Below are 16,651 nucleotides of genomic sequence, written 5' to 3' on the forward strand. Positions count from 1 at the left end.
ATTCACTTCAATAGCTCCCGGCAGACGGGTTTGTCGTGGGGCACGCCCAACAGTTCGCAGACGGTGCCGCACAAGTCGGTTTGTTTCGGCGTGGCCTTGGCATCCAGGCTGAAGGCATCGCCGAGTACAAACAGCGGCACTTCGCGCTCTTCCGGCAACAGGCCGTTGTGGGAGCGATCGTTGTTCATGCCGTGGTCGGCGGTTACCAGCACCTGGTAGCCGGCGTCGAGCCAGCCTTGCAGGTAGTCGGCAAGGATGATGTCGGCCGAGCGTGCGCTGTTGCGGTATTGCGCGGTGTCGAGGCCGTGCTTGTGGCCGGCGTCGTCGATGTTCATCGGGTGCACCAGCAGGAAGTCCGGCGCGTGCCTGAGCCGCAGGCTTTCGGCGTCGGCGAACAGGTGGGAATCCGGGTAATGGTCATTCCAGTAGAAATGCCCGTGCTGGATCGCCAGTGCCGTGTCGTCGGTATGACGATCGCGGGCGGCGAGAAAGGGCGTGCGGTTATACAACTCGCTGACCCAATGGTAAGCCGCCGCCGCCGTGGCAAGACCGGCGTCGGTGGCGTAATGGAAGATGCTGCGCTGGTTGGACAGGCGCGAGACGTTGTTGTGCACGATGCCGCTCTGGATCGGCGGCACCCCGGTCAGGATGCATTCATACAGCGGGCGGGACAGCGAAGGCAGTTCACATTCCAGTGTATAGAGGGCTGCGCGTCCTGCGCCGACATAGGCCTGCAAGTGCCCCATGGCGTGCCTCGCGACCTCGAAGTTCAGGCCGTCGAGCACGACAAGGATGACTGGGTGCTTCATGGGGGGCGATGCTCCGCAACGATTGGCTTGGCTCAATGCCTCTGGAGGAACGGGGGGTCAAAAATGTGGGAGGGGCAAGTCGAATCGTCGCACCGCCCCTCCCACATTGGATCTCCACTGGATTTCCAATGTGGGCGACAGGCTTACTTCATCTCTACGATGACCTGCTCGTTCCACAGCTGAGGCAGCTTCTTGGAGGTCGCTTCCCAGGCATCGGCATCCTTGATCGGCTGCGGGTTGGCCTTGGTGTACTGCTCGCCCGGGATCAGGTTCTTGGCGATATCGGCCGGCAGTTTCAGGTCGGTTTCAGCCCGAATCGGACGCGCATTGCCCTTGGCCAGGTTGAGTTGGCCGGCGTCGCTGAAGATGTATTCGCGGGTCAGCTTGGCGGCGTTCGGGTGCTTGGCGTATTTGTTGATGATGGTGGTGTAGCCGGACTTCACCGAGCCGTCCGATGGGATCAGCACTACATAGTCATCCGGGTTGGCCATCTTTGCTTTGTAGCTCAGGCCGTTGAAATCCCAGACGATGCCCACTTCGATTTCGCCTTTTTCCATGGTGGCGATGGTCGGATTGGACAGGCCGAGGCGACCTTGCTGAGCGATCTTGGTGAAAAACTGCAGGCCGGGTGCGATGTTCTTTTCGTCGCCTTTATTGGCAATGGCCGCCGCCAGCACGGCGTTGGACGCCTGGGCCGCGGTGCTCACGTCACCCACCGACACTTTGTACTTGCCGGTTTGCAGGTCGGCCCAACTGGTGGGGACTTCGGAGCCGTGCAGCAGCTTCTTGTTGACGATAAACGCGATGGTGCCGGTGTAGGCCAGGGCCCAGTGACCGTCTTTGTCTTTGGCCCAATCCGGCACCGACGCCCAGGTGGACGGTTTGTACGGCTGGGTCACTTCCTGCTTCACGGCAATCGGACCGAACGCTGCGCCCACGTCGCCGATGTCGGCGCTGGCATTGTCTTTTTCGGCTTTGAACTTGGCGATTTCCTGGGCCGAGCTCATGTCGGTGTCCATGTGCTTGAGGCCGTAGGTCTTGGCCAGGTCTTCCCAGGTGCCTTTCCAGTTGGCCCAGTCATCGGGCATGCCGACGCTGTTGACGGCGCCTTCCGCTTTTGCGGCGGCTTCCAAGGTTTTTAGATCGGTATCAGCAGCCATGGCGGCGGTGCACATGGCAATGGTCGAGCCTAACAGTGATGCCAGGAAAAGCTGTTTCATCCGAAGCTCCTTTGGGCGTTTTCAACGCGGCGTTTTTTATGAACGTTAGCGGTGGTGTTGGTCTAGGTCAGCAATACCTGAGCCAATTTAGGCTCGATGGATGACAGTTTCATGTCGATGTCGTTTTTAGCGCGCCAAGGTCGCTGCGCGCAGGCTTAGCGTAGACCATGCTCGAGTGCCCGGATGGCCTGGACTTGGCCGATCTATTGCAGGATGGAGTGCGAGGCGGTGCGCGGACTGTCATCTGTCGGTCATCTGTAATACCTAGGCTGGTATGCGGTAGTACAAGCACATTTACCGAGCGCTTTATGCACCTGAACGGTGCTGGTCTAGTCCAGATAGGTAACGTTGATGCGTGATGAGGCAATCAAGGCGGTAACCTCCATTGGCCTGGCGCTGCAAGAGCAGATCGACCACGGCCTGTTGCCGCCTGCCAGCAAGCTGCCGGCCGAGCGCAAGCTCAGCGAGTTGTTTGGTACCACCCGGATCACCGTGCGGGAAGCCTTGTTACAACTGGAAGCCCAAGGGCAGATTTATCGTGAAGAGCGCCGGGGCTGGTTCGTTTCGCCGCCACGGCTGGCCTACAACCTGATGCAACGCAGCCACTTTCACGCAATGGTCAATGACCAGGGGCGAGTGGCCTCGACCGAAGTGATAAGCGCGCGCCTGCAACCGGCCTCGGCGGCGGTCTGCGCGTGGTTGCAGTTGCCGGCGCTGTCCAGCGTGATCCAGATCTGCCGGGGCCGGCGGATTGATGGGCGGTTGGTGCTGTATGTCGAGCACTACCTGAACCCGCAATATTTTCCAGGGATTCTTGAGTGCGATCTGAATCAGTCGATGACGGAGTTGTACGCGCGCAAGTACGACCTGCACTACGGCCGGGTACGTTTTGAGATCGTGCCGACATCGCTGCCGGTGGAAGCCGCCGCCACGTTGCGCGTGTCGGTGGGCAGCCCCGGCTTGCGTATCGCCCGGGTCAATTATGACCAGCACCAGCGCTTGATCGACTGCGACCTGGAGTTCTGGCGGCATGATGCGATTCATGTGGGGGTGGATGTCATGGGGTCAACACCTTGATCACAGAGTGCACGTTGGTTTCCAGCGCTGATACCGGCGGGGCATACAACCTGTGTGGTACTCATTGTGGCTGGATATCCGCTTGCTCGATTTCCACGACGTGGCCGGGACCGGCATCCAACAGCACATAAAATTCGGCGGATGGCTTCTTGAAGGTCAGGGTCGAGTCCTCGCCGAGCTTGCCGGGCACCAGAATGGTTTCGTCGTAGCCGATCACGTCCAGGGTCACGCCGGGTGCGCCGCTGCCATCGGAGAAGCCGCCCTTGCACTGGATCTGCTCGCCGGAAATTTCCTTGCATTCACACATCGGGTGGTGGGCCAGGGCGGTGCTGCTGAAACCGGCACACAGCAACAGCGCAGCACCGGCCTGTGTCAGGCGCTTTAACGTCATGGTTTAACTCCTTGCCTGTTCAGCCAGGCGACGGTGGCGGGCGAGGCCTGGCTCAACGGGATGGAACCCTGGTGCACGCTGCCGTCCCAGCCTTCCATGGTGACCCACAGGTGAGCGTCGGCAGGCGTGCGCTCCGGCACCGGCACGGCAGCGCCCATGCGGTATGGCGTGCCGAAAAAGATCACCCCGGCGGCGCGCAGACTGCGGGGTTTACCGATGCGCAGGTAAGTGGCCTTGACCTGGTCGGCGCAGGTGTCGCACAGGGCCGCGTTGAAAAACTTCATGGGACCGGCCGGATCCGGCTGCGGGCCTTCATTGCGGAACTCGGCGAGGGTCAGGCTCCAGGGGCCGACCTGCACGTCACCGACCACCCGCTCGCCGATGCCGGTGTCGCCGCGAAGCAGTGCGGCGTCGGAGAAATACCTGGGCATGAAACCCAGGGGCACAAGCACCAGCAAAAGGTTGATATGAAAGCGCCATTTGAGCCAAAAGGCGCGCAGTGGCGAACGCGGTGTACCACAAGCGACGTTGCTCATTGAGGGGCCTGCGAGGTTTCAGCCGGCATGGCGGCAATGGAAACAGGTTTGCGCTGGGCCTTGGCTTCGCGCTTGAAGGCGTTGAGGGTGGCCAGGGCGGTGCGCTTGGTCCAGATCAGCAGGCCGCTCAGCACCATCATGCTCATGATCAGGCCGAAGAAGGCCCAGATCAGCTTGATCCACAATCCGCCGAAGTCGCCGGTGTGCAGGGGACGCATGGACTCGGTGACGAACTCCAGTTTCGAGCGATCGGACAGCAGGTGCGCCGCGGCGATATCCCCGTCATAGGGGTTGATTTGCGCAGTCTGGTACATCAGTGGGTACCAACCGCGCCCACCGATCTGCAGGTGGCTGTAGGCATTGAGCGGCAGGCTGACGAAACTCGCCTCCAGGCCGGGGATACGTTGCGTGGCGATCCTGATGGCATCGTCCAAGGGAATCATCGGCGCCGGTACGCCAGGCGCGGACATCGGCACCTTGTCCCGCGCGATCACCGGGTCGACGGGTTCGGTGGAGATCGAGATCTGGTTGTCTCCCAGGATCGCGCGGATCAGGAACCAGATGCTGGTGATGGAGATCACCGCGATGAACCAGATCGACCAGATACCGCTCAGGCGATGGAAGTCGCCCCAGAAGATTCGCGCCCCGTGGCGGACGCGCAGGGTCGGGCGCAGGAAGCCCTTCCAGAATTTCTTGTACACCACCAGCCCCGTCACCAGCGATGCCAGCAGCGGTATACCCAGCGCCGATACCAGGTACCAGCCCCAGCTGTAGCCGTTGGTAAACGGCACGAGCCACCAGCCGTGCAGGGCGCGGGTAAAGGCCTGGAAATTGAAGGACGGGCTGATGCCCTGGATCGTCCCGGTGTACGGGTTGACATACACCTCGACGGAGCGCCCGTCGGGGTAGCTGAGGTTGACACTCAGGGCGAAGTGCGATTCGTCCGGACGGCTGATCGACTCGACGTACACCTGCGGCTCGTCGCGCTTGATGGCGGCAATGAGCTGGTCATAACTGAGTGGCTCAGCGTTATCCGACGGCTTGCTTGCGCGGATATCCGGGTTGGCCAGCCAGACGATTTCCTGGCTGACCACCGCCAGGGTCCCGGTGACGCAGACGATCAGTACAAAGAACCAGATGGGCAACGCCAGCCAGCTGTGTACGAGAAACCAGAGTTTGGAGCGCGACTTCTTCGACATAGGAACGAGGGTCTTGAGCGGAGGAGGGCGATGCAGGGCCCGAAAAGGCCGGTCGTAGCTTTTGCTGACGCGACGGGCTGTATCTAAGTTAAGACGGATGAGAGTGAGAAAGCCCTAAGGCATAAATGAAATAAAATGTTTCAGAGGTTGCGGCGCACGAAGATCGGGTTGCGGCTTTGCGGGATATGAACGGGGAGGCGGGTTTTCTGGAGTGAGCAAGCTTGCTTGCGCCGGAGTGCGCAGCGCTCCAAAAGGCCGGAGACCGCCGCGCAGTCGTTGCGCCTGGACCGTCAGCCTTGCTGAAACATCGCCTGGGCCCGTTCGCGAATCTGTTCCTCGGTCAGTTCTTCCTTGTGGGTGGCCAGGAACCAGAGATGGCCGTAGGGATCCTTCACACTCGCGGAGCGATCGCCATAGAACTGGTCCTTCGGTTCGGACACCACGGTGGCGCCGGCAGCGACAGCTTTTTGGAACTGCGCGTCGACATCTTCCACATACAGATGCAAACCGACGCTGGTGTGTTCTCCCGGATTGCGCAGGGCCATTTCATTGCACGGCGAACCCAGCATGATCGGCGAGCCGCCAATGCGCAGTTCGGCGTGGCCGACCTTGCCGTCGGGCATATCCAGGCGCATGACTTGGGTGGCGCCAAAGGCGGTTTTGTAAAATTCGATGGCATCAGAGGCTTTGTCGATGCCCAGGTAGGGCGTAATGCTGTGATAGCCCTCGGGGATGGGTTTAACGTTCATCTCGTTCTCCTTGATTGGGATTGCGAAGGGGTGGCCTTTTCACTATAGGCCACGCCAATCAAGGCCTCCGTGGGTCCCGACGAGAAGACTCAAGTGGGTTCCAGCAACTGCGCCCCCGGCCCACGCTCCCCGAGTTGATCGTCCTGATTGCGCAGCGGGCAGGCCTCCAGCGACAGACACCCGCAACCAATGCAGCCGTTGAGCTTGTCGCGCAGCAGCAACAGCCTGTTGATGCGTTCATCCAGATCTTCGCGCCAGAGTGCCGATAAACACTCCCAGTCCTTGGCCGTCGGCGTGCGGCCATTTGGCAGCGTTTGCAACGCCTCGCCAATCGTTGCCAGAGGAATGCCAAGACGTTGGGCGATCTTGATCACCCCCACCCGGCGCAATACATCCCGTGGGTAGCGCCGTTGATTACCGGCGTTGCGATGACTGGTAATCAGGCCCTTGGTTTCGTAGAAGTGCAGGGCCGTGACCGCTACGCCGCTGCGCGCGGCCAATTGGCCAACGGTGAGTTCCTTGGTGACCATAAAACTCCGATTAAGTACTTGACCTTGACTTAACTAGAGGTTTTACCCTGCGTGGCACTGGATCGCAAGATTCTGCCTACATAGAAAGGGGAGTGTTCATGCAGGTATCAGAGAAAAATCGCAGCTTCACTCAACTGATCGAGTTTCATATCGAGCCCCGGCAGCAAGTCGCCCTGGTAGCGGCCTTGTCTACCCAAAGCGAACGTCTGGCCCAGGGCCATGTCGGCTTCTTGAGTGCAAGCGTGCAGGTCAGCGATGACGGACGCCGGGTTCTCAACTACCTGCACTGGCAGTCCCGTGCGGATGGCGAGGCGGCGTTCAAGCGTTTTGAGCAGGGTGACGAAGATTTCTGGACGCTGATCCGCGCTCACCAGGCTACGGCCGTGACCTTTGGTTCGTTCCAGGTACTGCGCAGTTTCGAGCGCAGTCATGACAATGCGTTGCACTGCCGCTTATATGGATAGGTGCAGCATGCGCTCACCCTGCACATTTTCTCCTGGTCGGCGCTTGTTCACCGCCAGTTCGCCGATCTTGATCAGGCGTGTGCGTGTGACGTTGCGGCTCAGGCCCAGCAGGTTGGCGGTGTGCACCTGGTTGTAATGGCTGAAACGGTAGGCGGCGCGCAGCAGAGCGTCTTCGACCTTTTCATGCAGGGCGCCGGCCTGTTCTTCGAAGAGCTTCTGGAAGGCACGTTCCAGTAAGGCCTCGGCACTGTTGTCGATGCTGTGTTGGCTGTCGTCCTGGCGCTCGATGCGCATGTTCGACAGGCGCAAGTCGTCGCGTTCGATGACGCCGTTGCGGCAGATCAGCAGGGTGTGGTGAATCACGTTCTCCAGTTCGCGGATATTGCCCGGCCAGCTGTAGCTTCTGAGCTTGTGTTCGGCTTCGCGGCTGATGGTGATCGGGCCATAACCCAGGCGCTGGCTGTAGGCTTCGATGAAATGGCGGGTCAGCGGCAGAATATCGCCGGGCCGATCGCGCAGCGGGCTCAGTTCCAGGCTGACCACGTCGAGGCGGTAGTAGAGGTCTTCGCGGAAATGCCCGGCATTGATGGCTTTTTCCAATTGCACATTGGTTGCGGCCAGTACGCGCACATCAATAGGAATGCTCTTGCGCGAGCCCAGGCGCACCACTTCGCGCTCCTGCAATACGCGCAGCAATTTGACCTGGATCGCCATCGGCAAATCGCCGATTTCGTCGAGGAACAAGGTGCCGCCGTCGGCCTCTTCGAACCAGCCGGCCTTGGCACTCAGAGCGCCGGTGAAGGCGCCTTTTTCATGACCGAACAGTTCGGCTTCCACCAGTGATTCAGAAAAGGCGCCGCAGTTCACCGCGACGAATGGGCGGTTACGCCGTGCGCTGAGGTTATGAATGTGGCGCGCCACCAACTCTTTACCGGTGCCGGTCTCGCCGATGATCAGCACGCTGGCTTCGCTGGGTGCCACTTGCTGGATATGGTCGAGCAACGCCTGGGACTTCGGGTCCTCGAAGACCTGGGCCGTGGCGCGGATCGACGTCGCAAGGGCGGGCGAGGGCGGTAAGGTTAAAAGCTGCATGGGCACCTCTTCTTATGAGTAGAACGTCGGAGTCGGCAGGACCTGGTTCAACGCCCAGTCCCCCAGTTCGTGGAGTTTGTAGTCCACCGGGTCGTGCAGGGTTTGTGTACGCAGGTTGCGCCAGTAACGGTCCAGGCGCAGGGAGGCATGGGTGGAACGCGCGCCGGTGACTTCAAACAGGCGGCTGCACAGGTCCAGGCCCTGGCGGGTGGCCGCGACCTTGGCGGTGGCGATGGCAATCGCCAGTTGACCGCGTTCGTTTTCACTGAGGCCGGGGCCTTTTGCCCAGGCGCGGTCGAGCAACTCGGCGGCGCGTTCCACCAGCAGACGCAGGCCTTCCAGTGCCACCCAGAATTCGCCGTAGTGGTGCAACACGTAAGGGTCTTGTCGCACATCCTCGGCTGACGATTTGTGCCAGGCGCGGGTTTCGGTGAGGGTGTAGTTGCGTGCTTCGTCAAAGGCGCCTTCGGCAATGCCAAGAAACATATGCGTGAAGGTCAGTTGGGCAATCAACGGACGCAAGCAGGCGAAGGGTGTGCTCAGCGGGCCTGGGTCGAGCAGTAGTTCCGACTCCTCGACGCGCACCCGCTCGAAGCTGGCGCTGCCGCTGTCGGTCTGGCGTTGGCCGATGTTGTTCCAGTCGTTGTGCAAGGTGATGCCGCTGCGCCCGCTGGGGATGGCCGCAATCAACAGCTTGCCGCCGGCGCTTTCATCCACTGCGGAGGCGATCAGCATTTCCGAGTCGCTGGCGCCGGAGCAGAAGCTTTTCTTGCCCGAAAATTCGCGCCAGCCGCCGAAATCCTTGACCACTGTGCGTGTGTCCAGCGGGTTGAGGGCGTTGCCCCAGAACCAGTTTTTGCGTGCGGTCTGCTCGAACCAGGGTTGCCATTGCTCCGGGCGCGAAAACAGGCGCACGGTGGCGAGCATCAGGTGGTGGAAACCGAAGACATGAGCGATGGAACTGTCGACCTTGGCCAATTCTCGGACGATGCCCAAGGTGTCGCTCCAGCGCGCGCCAAGGCCGCCGTATTGGGTCGGAATGCTCAGCGCCAGCAGGCCGCTGTGGCGCAGAGCGTCGCGTTCGGCCTTGGGCGTGCCGCCGCGCTCATCGCGCTCGACGGCGCTGAGGGCGAACTTGGCGGCCAGCAGTTTGGCGGTCTGCATCGGTGATGGCAGGGCGCTGTGGGGTTTGGCTGTCACGCGGTGTTCCTCAATGTCTATTTGGCCGTTCTTACTGAACTCAGGCCTTTGTCGCCGGCAACACATCGTTGGCAATCATTTCGCCGAACGGGCCAGTAAGGTTGGTGATGCCACGCCCGGCGAGACTGGCATAGGGTTCCGGCAGCAGCGGGAACACCAACTCGGCAAAGCGATAGGCCTCTTCCAAATGCGGGTAGCCAGAGAAGATGAAGCTCTCGATGCCCAGGTCGGCGTATTCCTTGATGCGTGCGGCCACTTGTTGCGGGTTACCCACCAGCGCGGTGCCGGCACCGCCGCGCACCAGGCCTACACCGGCCCACAGGTTGGGGGCGATTTCCAGGTTGTCGCGACGCCCATCGTGCAGGGCCGCCATGCGGCGCTGGCCTTCGGAATCAAAACGCGAGAAGGATTTTTGCGCAGCGGCGATGGTTTCGTCGCTGATGTGCTCTATCAGTCGGTCGGCGGCCTTCCACGCGTCTTCTTCGGTTTCGCGCACGATCACATGCAGGCGGATACCGAACTTCACCGTGCGCCCGTGGCGAGCTGCGCGCTCGCGCACATCCGCAAGTTTTTCCGCGACGGCGGCGGGGGGCTCGCCCCAGGTCAGGTACACGTCGACCTGTTCGGCGGCGAGGTCGTGCGCCGCGTCGGACGAGCCGCCGAAGTACAGCGGTGGATACGGTTTTTGCACGGGAGGGTAGAGCGCCTTCGCGTTCTGCACGCGCAGGTGTTTGCCCTCGAAGTCCACCGATTCGCCCTGCAATACACGACGCCAGATTCTGAGGAATTCGTCGGAGACTTCGTAACGTTCTGCGTGGTCAAGAAAGCTGCCATCGCCACGGTTCTCATCGGGGTCACCACCGGTAACCACATTGATCAGCAAACGGCCGTTGGATAAGCGATCCAGTGTCGCGGCCATACGCGCCGAGACGGTGGGGGAGATAATGCCCGGACGGATCGCCACCAGGTAGCGCAGGCGTTCGGTCAGCGGCACCAGCGCCGAGGCGATGACCCAGGAGTCTTCGCACGAACGTCCGGTAGGAATCAGCACGCCGTGGTAACCCAGGCTGTCAGCCGCCTGAGCCACCTGTTTCAGATAGTTGAGGGTGACGGGCCGCGCACCTTGGGTCGTGCCCAAGTAGTGACCGTCGCCGTGAGTCGGTAGAAACCAGAAAACGTCCATGACCCTTCCTTAAGCGATTTTCAGCAGAGAGGGGGCATGCGCAGCAAACAACGGTGCTGCACGTTCTGCCGCCAATTGAATTCGGGCCTTTAACAGCTCGCTGGTGATTTGGTAGTCGGTGAAGTCGGCCTCGGTGGCGTACACGCCAATCGGCAGGGTCAACGCCTGGAAGAAGCTGAACAATGGGCGAAGCTGGTGATCGAGGACCAAGGCGTGGCGCTCGCTGCCGCCTGTGGCGGCAAGCAATACCGGCGTATTGATCAGGGCATTGAGGCCGATCAGGTCGAACAGGTGCTTGAGCAGTCCGGGGTAAGAGCCGCGATAGACCGGTGCGGCGACGATCAGCAAGTCAGCCTTTTCGATAGCCACCAATTGTGCTTCGACGTCGTCGGGCAACTCGTCACGGGACAGCGCCCCGCCGAGTGGCCTGGCAATGTCGCCCAGTTCAATCAGGGTGGCCTGGATCGGCAGCAGCCTGGCCAATTCGGCCAGTAACGCTTGAGTCAGTACCAAGGTGCGGGACGGACGCCAGGTTCCGCCGGAGAGGGCGACGACATTCAGGGGACGGCTCATGAACAATTCCTTTTTCAACAGGGTACATAGCAGGGTTGTGCAAGGTGTTGAGCAAGAGCTGTACCAATCAGTGCAAGCCTTGAACGCCGTGGGCTGCGGCCCCGCTGCTGACCAATGCCGCTGTTGTCTGCCCGCCGATTTGTTGAATGGCTGTTGCGTGGACAACAGTTGCGTGGTGAACAGTTGAGGGCCGAATTGGAGCCAGTTATAGAGGGTTGTGTTTATTCCGTAAACGAACAAATTTCCATATTTATAGAACTTAATGAAATATTAAGTTGGCGCTATCCAAGGTGCCTTGGCGGTTGATAGCGACTATCACGGGAGGTGATTTTTCACTGGGTAAGGCCGGGAGTAGCCTGTGTTCATTGACTCGAAACCTCCTTTGCAGGGCTACCGCCATGAACCGATTTCTCGCTGTTTCCTTATTGTTTGTCACCGCTGTCCTCGCCGGTTGTGCGACGCATCCTTCGCCTGAGCTGCGTCCCTACACCGCCGAAGAATCACGCCAACTGGCCCTCGAAGCCCTTAGCCGTCGCGGCTTGTCGTTTGATGAGTATCAACGCCAGCGCGCCGCACTGACCGGGCAGCCGCAGAAACCCTTCGGTTTTGATCGTCAGGGCGAAATGAACGCCGAGCGCAGCGTGGTTCTGCATGGTCGTCCCAGTTGAGCAGTCGCTGTGCGGCAAAAAGCCCGAGGTTTCCCCTGAGGAACCTCGGGCTTTTTGTTTTCCATGGCGTGACTTCAGCCTGTTAAGCTGAGTTTCAGGAGCGTTCCTACGCACATTTACATAAAGTGGTCCTTCTTTAATGGCATTCGATGCGGTAAACCTGACGACCTCTGTTCCGGTCGATGCCTCCTGAGACACTGCTCTCGGGAACCAGCTCTGCGAGTCTTAACTGTCATGACTAAACGTCCGTTGTATTTCGACTATGCAGCCACTACCCCGGTGGATGAACGAGTCATCCAGGTGATGGTCGAGTGCCTGGGCTTCAACGCCAATTTCGGTAACCCTGCGTCCAGTTCCCATGCGTTCGGCCAGGCGGCCCGGCAAACGGTTGAACAGGCGCGTCACCAGGTGGCCGAATTGGTCGGTGCCCAGCCGGAGCAGATCGTCTGGACTTCCGGCGCCACCGAATCGAACAACCTCGCGATCAAAGGCGTGACCCAGGCACGCGGCGTGGCGGGTGGGCATATCATCACCAGCCAGATCGAACACAAGGCCACGCTGGATACCGCACGGCAATTGCAGGAAGCGGGCGTGGCGGTGACTTACCTGGTCCCGGACGCCGACGGGTTGATCAGTGCCGACGCGGTGAGTGAAGCGTTGCGCGACGACACCTTTCTGGTGTCGCTGATGCTGGTCAATAACGAACTGGGCACCCTGAATGACATCCCCGCCATCGGCGCGTGCGTGCGTGAACATGGCGCGTTATTACATGTGGACGCAGCGCAGGGGGCGGGCAAGGTGGCCATCGACCTGGCGCAGTGGCCGGTGGACCTGATGTCGTTTTCCGCGCACAAACTCTACGGCCCCAAGGGTATTGGCGCGTTGTACGTGGGGCCTCGGGCGCAACAGAAGGTCCTGGCGCAGATTCATGGCGGGGGCCACGAGGGTGGCCTGCGCTCCGGTACCCTGGCGACCCACCAGATCGCGGGCATGGGCACGGCGTTCGCCTTGGCCGCTGCGTCTTTTGCTGAAGAAAAAGCCAGGATTATCGCCTTGCGCCAGCGTCTGCTGGACCAATTGGATACGGTCGGTGGCGTGCGCCTCAATGGCAGCCTTACGCAGCGTATTCCCCATACCCTCAGCCTGACGTTCAGTGAAGGTGAATTCAACGCCAGTGCACTGAGCGCCGGCATCGCTTTTTCTGCCACTTCGGCGTGCAGCTCCGCCAGCAATGCACCGTCCCACGTGCTTATGGCCCTGGGCCATGATGCGCGCAGTGCAAGCCGTACCATCCGCTTGAGCCTGGGTCGGTTTACCACTGAGCAGGACATCGATCAGGCCGTGCAATTGATCAAGGCCGCGCTCGCCAGTGCACCGGCGTTCTGGGCCGTTTGATTTTCACATAACAATTATGAGTGGTTAGCAGGAGACACAATGAGTACGCAGCCTTTGACCCATGGAACGGTTCCCCAGCGCCTGGCGCAGACCCGCGAACTGATGAGCCGCGAGGGCATCCATGCCTTGCTGGTGCCGTCGGCCGATCCGCACTTGTCCGAATACTTGCCGGGTTACTGGCAGGGGCGTCAATGGTTGTCGGGGTTCCATGGTTCTGTCGGAACGCTGATTGTCACCGCGGATTTCGCCGGGGTGTGGGCCGATAGTCGTTATTGGGAGCAGGCAACCAAAGAGCTCAAGGGCAGTGGCATCGAATTGGTGAAGCTGCAGCCGGGCCAGCCAGGACCGTTGGAATGGCTGGCCGAACAGACGCCGGAGGGTGCTGTGGTGGCGGTGGATGGCGCTGTGATGGCGGTTGCTTCGGCGCGTACCCTGGGCAGCAAACTGGCGGAGCGCGGTGCGCGGTTGCGTACCGATATCGATTTGCTCAATGAGGTCTGGAAGGACCGTCCGAGCCTGCCGAACCAACCGCTCTATCAACACTTGCCGCCGCAGGCTACTGTCAGCCGTGGCGAAAAACTCGCCGCACTGCGCGCCAGTTTGAAAGAGAAGGGGGCCGACTGGCACTTCATCGCTACCCTGGATGACATCGCCTGGCTGTTCAACCTGCGTGGCGGCGATGTGTCGTTCAATCCGGTGTTTGTGTCCTTTGCACTCATCAATCAACAGCAGGCCACCTTGTTCGTGGCGTTGAGCAAAGTTGACGCCGAGCTGCGCGTTGTCCTTGAGCGCGACGGTGTGACAGTGCGCGACTACAGCGAAGTGGCCGATGCTCTGCGCGCGGTGCCATCGGGAGCCAGCCTGCAGGTTGACCCGGCCCGCGTGACTGCCGGCCTGCTGGAACACCTCGATGCCGGCGTCAAGCTGGTGGAAGGCCTGAACCCGACCACTCTCGCCAAATCGCGCAAGAGCCTGGCGGATGCCGAACATATTCGTCAGGCCATGGATCAGGACGGTGCGGCGTTGTGCGAGTTTTTTACCTGGCTGGACAGTGCCTTGGGTCGTGAGCGTATTACCGAACTGACCATCGACGAACACCTGACCGCTGCACGCATGCGTCGCCCGGGTTATGTGTCGCTGAGTTTCAACACTATTGCCGCGTTCAACGCCAACGGTGCGATGCCGCATTACCATGCGACCGAAGAAGAGCATGCCGTGATCGAAGGCGATGGTTTGCTGTTGATCGACTCGGGGGGCCAGTACCTTGGCGGCACTACGGATATCACGCGGATGGTGCCTGTCGGCACGCCGAGCGAGGAACAGAAACGCGACTGCACGCGTGTGCTCAAGGGGGTTATTGCCTTGTCTCGCGCGCATTTCCCGAAAGGGATTCTGTCGCCGCTGTTGGATTCGATCGCGCGTGCGCCGATCTGGGCCGAAGGCGTGGACTACGGCCACGGTACGGGCCACGGCGTAGGCTATTTTCTGAATGTGCATGAAGGTCCGCAAGTGATCGCCTACCAGGCTGCTCCTGCGCCGCAAACGGCCATGCAGCCGGGGATGATCACATCGATCGAGCCGGGTACTTATCGCCCGGGACGTTGGGGCGTGCGTATCGAGAACCTGGTGTTGAACCGCGAAGCGGGCAAAACCGAGTTTGGCGAATTCCTCGCGTTTGAAACCCTGACAATGTGCCCGATCGACACTCGATGCCTGGAGACGTCGCTGCTCACGGCGCAAGAGCGCCAGTGGTTCAATGCGTATCACGCTGAGGTGCGCGAACGTCTGAGCCCGTTGCTCAGTGGCGCTGCGCTGGAGTGGCTGCAGGTGCGTACTGCGGCAATTTGATATAGCCCCCTGCGCGCTACCTGCCGGTGGCGTGTTGGGGCTGCCGTGAATATCTCTGGTAAAGGCGGTTGAGCAGTCGCACACGGACTGCTCGGTCGCTTACTTGCAAATGACGATCATGCTGCGGCTGGTATAGCCGGCGGGGTTGAGGCCGAAGGGGTAATCCCCTGGTTCCTCGGAATTGTCACCGGACTTGGCGATAATCCGGTAGCCCTTGGTGCCGCACGCGTTGGTCGCACTGGTATAGCACTGGTCCCAGGAAGACGACAGGCCGGAACAGTTGATGTGCAGCCCTTTTTTACCGCGTTTTATTTCTGTCCGTGTGGTCGCGGCACAGCCAGCAATGGCCACGATCATCAGCAGTATCAAAATTCGCTTCATTCCTATCCTTAATAGCCGCTTCGCAATGCTTGAAGCTGGCTCTACTCGCTCTCGAGCGTAGCGTTCGTGCTGTCCTTGTCGAAAATCTCCATGAAATGACATTCGTTTGCAGCTTCTTAAACATGGCCTAAATGCACGGCAAATACCAGAGCAACCTTCAAAGAACAGTCAATCGGCGGGAACCAGAGGCTTTGATTCGTTGCGCATGGTCAACGTCGCGCCGACCGAGGCCAGAATAATGCAGGTGATGGCCAGCCATTGCGCCAGGGACAGGTACTCCCGCAGGAAAAACAGACCGGACAGCGCACCGAATGCAGGTTCGATGCTCATGAGTGTGCCGAAGGTGCGCGCTGGGAGGCGAGTCAGTGCAACCATCTCCAGGGTATAGGGCAGCGCCGTGGACAGAATGGCGACGCCGATGGCGACTGGAATCAGCGCAGGCATGAGCAATGCGCTGCCAGCATGAACGATGCCGATAGGCGCGACAAACAGAGCGGCGATCATCACACCAAGGGCTGCGGTTTGAACGCCGTTGTCGTTGCCTGCCTTCTGCCCAAACAGGATATAGAGTGCCCAGCAGACGCCGGCACCCAGCGCATAAGCCGCGCCGGTCAAGTCGATGCCGCTGCTGGCTTCGCCCATGGGGATCAGCAGGAGCAGACCGATGATCGCAAGAGCAATCCAGAGGAAGTCCACTGCTTTGCGTGACGCGTAGATGGCTACGGCGAGGGGGCCAGTAAATTCGAGGGCGACGGCGATGCCCAGGGGGACGCTGCGCAATGACATATAGAAGAGGAAGTTCATGCCGCCCAATGCCATTCCATAGACGACGACGGTGCGTAGGGACTTGGTCGTCAGCTTGGCACGCCACGGTCTTAATATGAGCAGCATGATCACGCTGGCAAAGATCAGGCGCAGAGTCGTCGTGCCTTGTGCGCCGACGACAGGGAACATGCTCTTGGCCAGCGAGGCGCCTGATTGAATGGAAGCCATGGCGATCAACAGTAGGCCAACTGGGAACAGTACCGAGGCCAGGCTGCGGGGGGAGGTGGTCATGGGGGAGCGTCCGAAGTCATATTTGAGAGGCAGAGGGCGCTATGATGCTTAACTGTGGTGGGTTGAGCAATATATTGCTCAGTTAGCTGGGCTAAGCGTCTTTATAGGACGTACTTAGGATGTTTGATAGAAAACTAATTTAATGCTTGACCACAGATTCAGAGAGCCTATAATTCGCCCCACTTCCGGCGCAGTCGAAACGTAAAACTCCTTGGTAAACAATGAGTTAAGTGGTTTTCGACAGCAAGTCGCTTCAGTTCATCGAAGCCAAAAGGAAGTT

18 protein-coding genes are annotated in these 16,651 nt (G+C 60.2%); 5 read left to right on the forward strand and 13 right to left on the reverse strand.

Annotation, left to right across the window (positions count from 1 at the left end):
* Positions 1-2 precede the first annotated feature (2 nt).
* Both V6M90_RS26605 and V6M90_RS26610 read right to left on the reverse strand, forming a co-directional pair.
* Complete coding sequence (locus V6M90_RS26605; protein ID WP_042944435.1) at positions 3-809, reverse strand: alkaline phosphatase family protein; 807 nt, start codon at positions 807-809, stop codon at positions 3-5.
* A 143-nt stretch (positions 810-952) separates the two neighbouring features.
* Entirely contained in the window at positions 953-2,029 is a 1,077-nt protein-coding gene (locus tag V6M90_RS26610; protein ID WP_003172975.1) for an ABC transporter substrate-binding protein, read from the reverse strand.
* Positions 2,030-2,380: 351 nt separating this feature from the next.
* Between V6M90_RS26610 and V6M90_RS26615 the strand changes: the two genes are divergently transcribed.
* Positions 2,381-3,106: a UTRA domain-containing protein gene (locus V6M90_RS26615; RefSeq protein WP_003172976.1), complete on the forward strand. Its 726-nt coding sequence runs from the start codon at positions 2,381-2,383 to the stop codon at positions 3,104-3,106.
* Positions 3,107-3,167: 61 nt separating this feature from the next.
* Here V6M90_RS26615 and V6M90_RS26620 read toward each other — a convergent pair whose 3' ends face one another.
* The 5 genes from V6M90_RS26620 to soxR form a co-directional block, all read right to left on the reverse strand.
* Positions 3,168-3,497, reverse strand: a complete 330-nt coding sequence (locus tag V6M90_RS26620; protein WP_003172977.1) for a hypothetical protein — start codon at positions 3,495-3,497, stop codon at positions 3,168-3,170.
* Positions 3,494-4,033, reverse strand: a complete 540-nt coding sequence (locus V6M90_RS26625; protein ID WP_003172978.1) for a hypothetical protein — start codon at positions 4,031-4,033, stop codon at positions 3,494-3,496. Before V6M90_RS26625 ends, V6M90_RS26620 begins: the two co-directional genes overlap by 4 nt.
* The gene (locus V6M90_RS26630; RefSeq protein ID WP_003172979.1) at positions 4,030-5,232 is read right to left on the reverse strand and encodes a PepSY-associated TM helix domain-containing protein; all 1,203 of its coding nucleotides are present in this window, start codon (positions 5,230-5,232) and stop codon (positions 4,030-4,032) included. Before V6M90_RS26630 ends, V6M90_RS26625 begins: the two co-directional genes overlap by 4 nt.
* A gap of 290 nt (positions 5,233-5,522) precedes the next feature.
* Positions 5,523-5,981, reverse strand: coding sequence for a VOC family protein (locus V6M90_RS26635; RefSeq protein WP_003172980.1), 459 nt, complete (start codon positions 5,979-5,981; stop codon positions 5,523-5,525).
* An 89-nt stretch (positions 5,982-6,070) separates the two neighbouring features.
* Entirely contained in the window at positions 6,071-6,511 is a 441-nt protein-coding gene (gene soxR / locus V6M90_RS26640) for a redox-sensitive transcriptional activator SoxR (RefSeq protein WP_332847403.1), read from the reverse strand.
* Between the two features lie 98 nt (positions 6,512-6,609).
* On the opposite strand from soxR, the gene V6M90_RS26645 reads away from it, so the two are divergent.
* The gene (locus V6M90_RS26645; protein WP_003172982.1) at positions 6,610-6,975 is read left to right on the forward strand and encodes an antibiotic biosynthesis monooxygenase; all 366 of its coding nucleotides are present in this window, start codon (positions 6,610-6,612) and stop codon (positions 6,973-6,975) included.
* Here the strand turns inward: V6M90_RS26645 and V6M90_RS26650 are convergent.
* The 4 genes from V6M90_RS26650 to msuE form a co-directional block, all read right to left on the reverse strand.
* On the reverse strand, positions 6,964-8,067 hold the full coding sequence (locus tag V6M90_RS26650) for a sigma-54 interaction domain-containing protein (protein WP_003172983.1): 1,104 nt from the start codon (positions 8,065-8,067) through the stop codon (positions 6,964-6,966). The two genes, V6M90_RS26645 and V6M90_RS26650, sit on opposite strands and share 12 nt — an antisense overlap.
* A 12-nt stretch (positions 8,068-8,079) precedes the next feature.
* Positions 8,080-9,231 (reverse strand): acyl-CoA dehydrogenase family protein, encoded by a 1,152-nt coding sequence (locus V6M90_RS26655; protein ID WP_181408598.1) that lies wholly within the window; start codon positions 9,229-9,231, stop codon positions 8,080-8,082.
* A gap of 76 nt (positions 9,232-9,307) precedes the next feature.
* Entirely contained in the window at positions 9,308-10,450 is a 1,143-nt protein-coding gene (gene ssuD / locus V6M90_RS26660) for an FMNH2-dependent alkanesulfonate monooxygenase (RefSeq protein ID WP_141063615.1), read from the reverse strand.
* Positions 10,451-10,459: 9 nt separating this feature from the next.
* Positions 10,460-11,023 carry an FMN reductase gene (gene msuE / locus V6M90_RS26665; protein WP_003172986.1) on the reverse strand — a complete coding sequence of 188 codons (564 nt, stop codon included), beginning with the start codon at positions 11,021-11,023 and terminating at the stop codon, positions 10,460-10,462.
* A 398-nt stretch (positions 11,024-11,421) separates the two neighbouring features.
* Between msuE and V6M90_RS26670 the strand changes: the two genes are divergently transcribed.
* The 3 genes from V6M90_RS26670 to V6M90_RS26680 all read left to right on the forward strand — a co-directional run bounded on the left by V6M90_RS26670 (position 11,422) and on the right by V6M90_RS26680 (position 14,934).
* Positions 11,422-11,691, forward strand: a complete 270-nt coding sequence (locus V6M90_RS26670) for a hypothetical protein (RefSeq protein ID WP_003172987.1) — start codon at positions 11,422-11,424, stop codon at positions 11,689-11,691.
* Positions 11,692-11,925: 234 nt separating this feature from the next.
* On the forward strand, positions 11,926-13,086 hold the full coding sequence (locus V6M90_RS26675) for a cysteine desulfurase family protein (RefSeq protein ID WP_003172988.1): 1,161 nt from the start codon (positions 11,926-11,928) through the stop codon (positions 13,084-13,086).
* A gap of 39 nt (positions 13,087-13,125) precedes the next feature.
* Positions 13,126-14,934, forward strand: coding sequence for an aminopeptidase P family protein (locus V6M90_RS26680; RefSeq protein ID WP_332847404.1), 1,809 nt, complete (start codon positions 13,126-13,128; stop codon positions 14,932-14,934).
* A 99-nt stretch (positions 14,935-15,033) separates the two neighbouring features.
* On the opposite strand, the gene V6M90_RS26685 is transcribed toward V6M90_RS26680, so the two are convergent.
* Together V6M90_RS26685 and rhtA are read right to left on the reverse strand one after the other, a co-directional pair.
* Positions 15,034-15,315, reverse strand: coding sequence for a hypothetical protein (locus tag V6M90_RS26685; RefSeq protein ID WP_332847405.1), 282 nt, complete (start codon positions 15,313-15,315; stop codon positions 15,034-15,036).
* 168 nt (positions 15,316-15,483) lie between these two features.
* Positions 15,484-16,371, reverse strand: coding sequence for a threonine/homoserine exporter RhtA (gene rhtA, locus V6M90_RS26690; RefSeq protein WP_332847406.1), 888 nt, complete (start codon positions 16,369-16,371; stop codon positions 15,484-15,486).
* Positions 16,372-16,651: the final 280 nt, after the last annotated feature.

Source organism: Pseudomonas lactucae (genome assembly GCF_036688725.1).
GTDB classification, from domain to species: domain Bacteria; phylum Pseudomonadota; class Gammaproteobacteria; order Pseudomonadales; family Pseudomonadaceae; genus Aquipseudomonas; species Aquipseudomonas lactucae.

Bases quoted from the DNA above. Each gene is read 5' to 3' on its own strand.
- V6M90_RS26605 (WP_042944435.1), bottom strand. From the start codon at position 809: ATGAAGCACCCAGTCATCCTTGTCGTGCTCGACGGCCTGAACTTCGAG.
- V6M90_RS26610 (WP_003172975.1), bottom strand. From the start codon at position 2,029: ATGAAACAGCTTTTCCTGGCATCACTGTTAGGCTCGACCATTGCCATG.
- V6M90_RS26615 (WP_003172976.1), top strand. From the start codon at position 2,381: ATGCGTGATGAGGCAATCAAGGCGGTAACCTCCATTGGCCTGGCGCTG.
- V6M90_RS26620 (WP_003172977.1), bottom strand. From the start codon at position 3,497: ATGACGTTAAAGCGCCTGACACAGGCCGGTGCTGCGCTGTTGCTGTGT.
- V6M90_RS26625 (WP_003172978.1), bottom strand. From the start codon at position 4,033: ATGAGCAACGTCGCTTGTGGTACACCGCGTTCGCCACTGCGCGCCTTT.
- V6M90_RS26630 (WP_003172979.1), bottom strand. From the start codon at position 5,232: ATGTCGAAGAAGTCGCGCTCCAAACTCTGGTTTCTCGTACACAGCTGG.
- V6M90_RS26635 (WP_003172980.1), bottom strand. From the start codon at position 5,981: ATGAACGTTAAACCCATCCCCGAGGGCTATCACAGCATTACGCCCTAC.
- soxR (WP_332847403.1), bottom strand. From the start codon at position 6,511: ATGGTCACCAAGGAACTCACCGTTGGCCAATTGGCCGCGCGCAGCGGC.
- V6M90_RS26645 (WP_003172982.1), top strand. From the start codon at position 6,610: ATGCAGGTATCAGAGAAAAATCGCAGCTTCACTCAACTGATCGAGTTT.
- V6M90_RS26650 (WP_003172983.1), bottom strand. From the start codon at position 8,067: ATGCAGCTTTTAACCTTACCGCCCTCGCCCGCCCTTGCGACGTCGATC.
- V6M90_RS26655 (WP_181408598.1), bottom strand. From the start codon at position 9,231: ATGCAGACCGCCAAACTGCTGGCCGCCAAGTTCGCCCTCAGCGCCGTC.
- ssuD (WP_141063615.1), bottom strand. From the start codon at position 10,450: ATGGACGTTTTCTGGTTTCTACCGACTCACGGCGACGGTCACTACTTG.
- msuE (WP_003172986.1), bottom strand. From the start codon at position 11,023: ATGAGCCGTCCCCTGAATGTCGTCGCCCTCTCCGGCGGAACCTGGCGT.
- V6M90_RS26670 (WP_003172987.1), top strand. From the start codon at position 11,422: ATGAACCGATTTCTCGCTGTTTCCTTATTGTTTGTCACCGCTGTCCTC.
- V6M90_RS26675 (WP_003172988.1), top strand. From the start codon at position 11,926: ATGACTAAACGTCCGTTGTATTTCGACTATGCAGCCACTACCCCGGTG.
- V6M90_RS26680 (WP_332847404.1), top strand. From the start codon at position 13,126: ATGAGTACGCAGCCTTTGACCCATGGAACGGTTCCCCAGCGCCTGGCG.
- V6M90_RS26685 (WP_332847405.1), bottom strand. From the start codon at position 15,315: ATGAAGCGAATTTTGATACTGCTGATGATCGTGGCCATTGCTGGCTGT.
- rhtA (WP_332847406.1), bottom strand. From the start codon at position 16,371: ATGACCACCTCCCCCCGCAGCCTGGCCTCGGTACTGTTCCCAGTTGGC.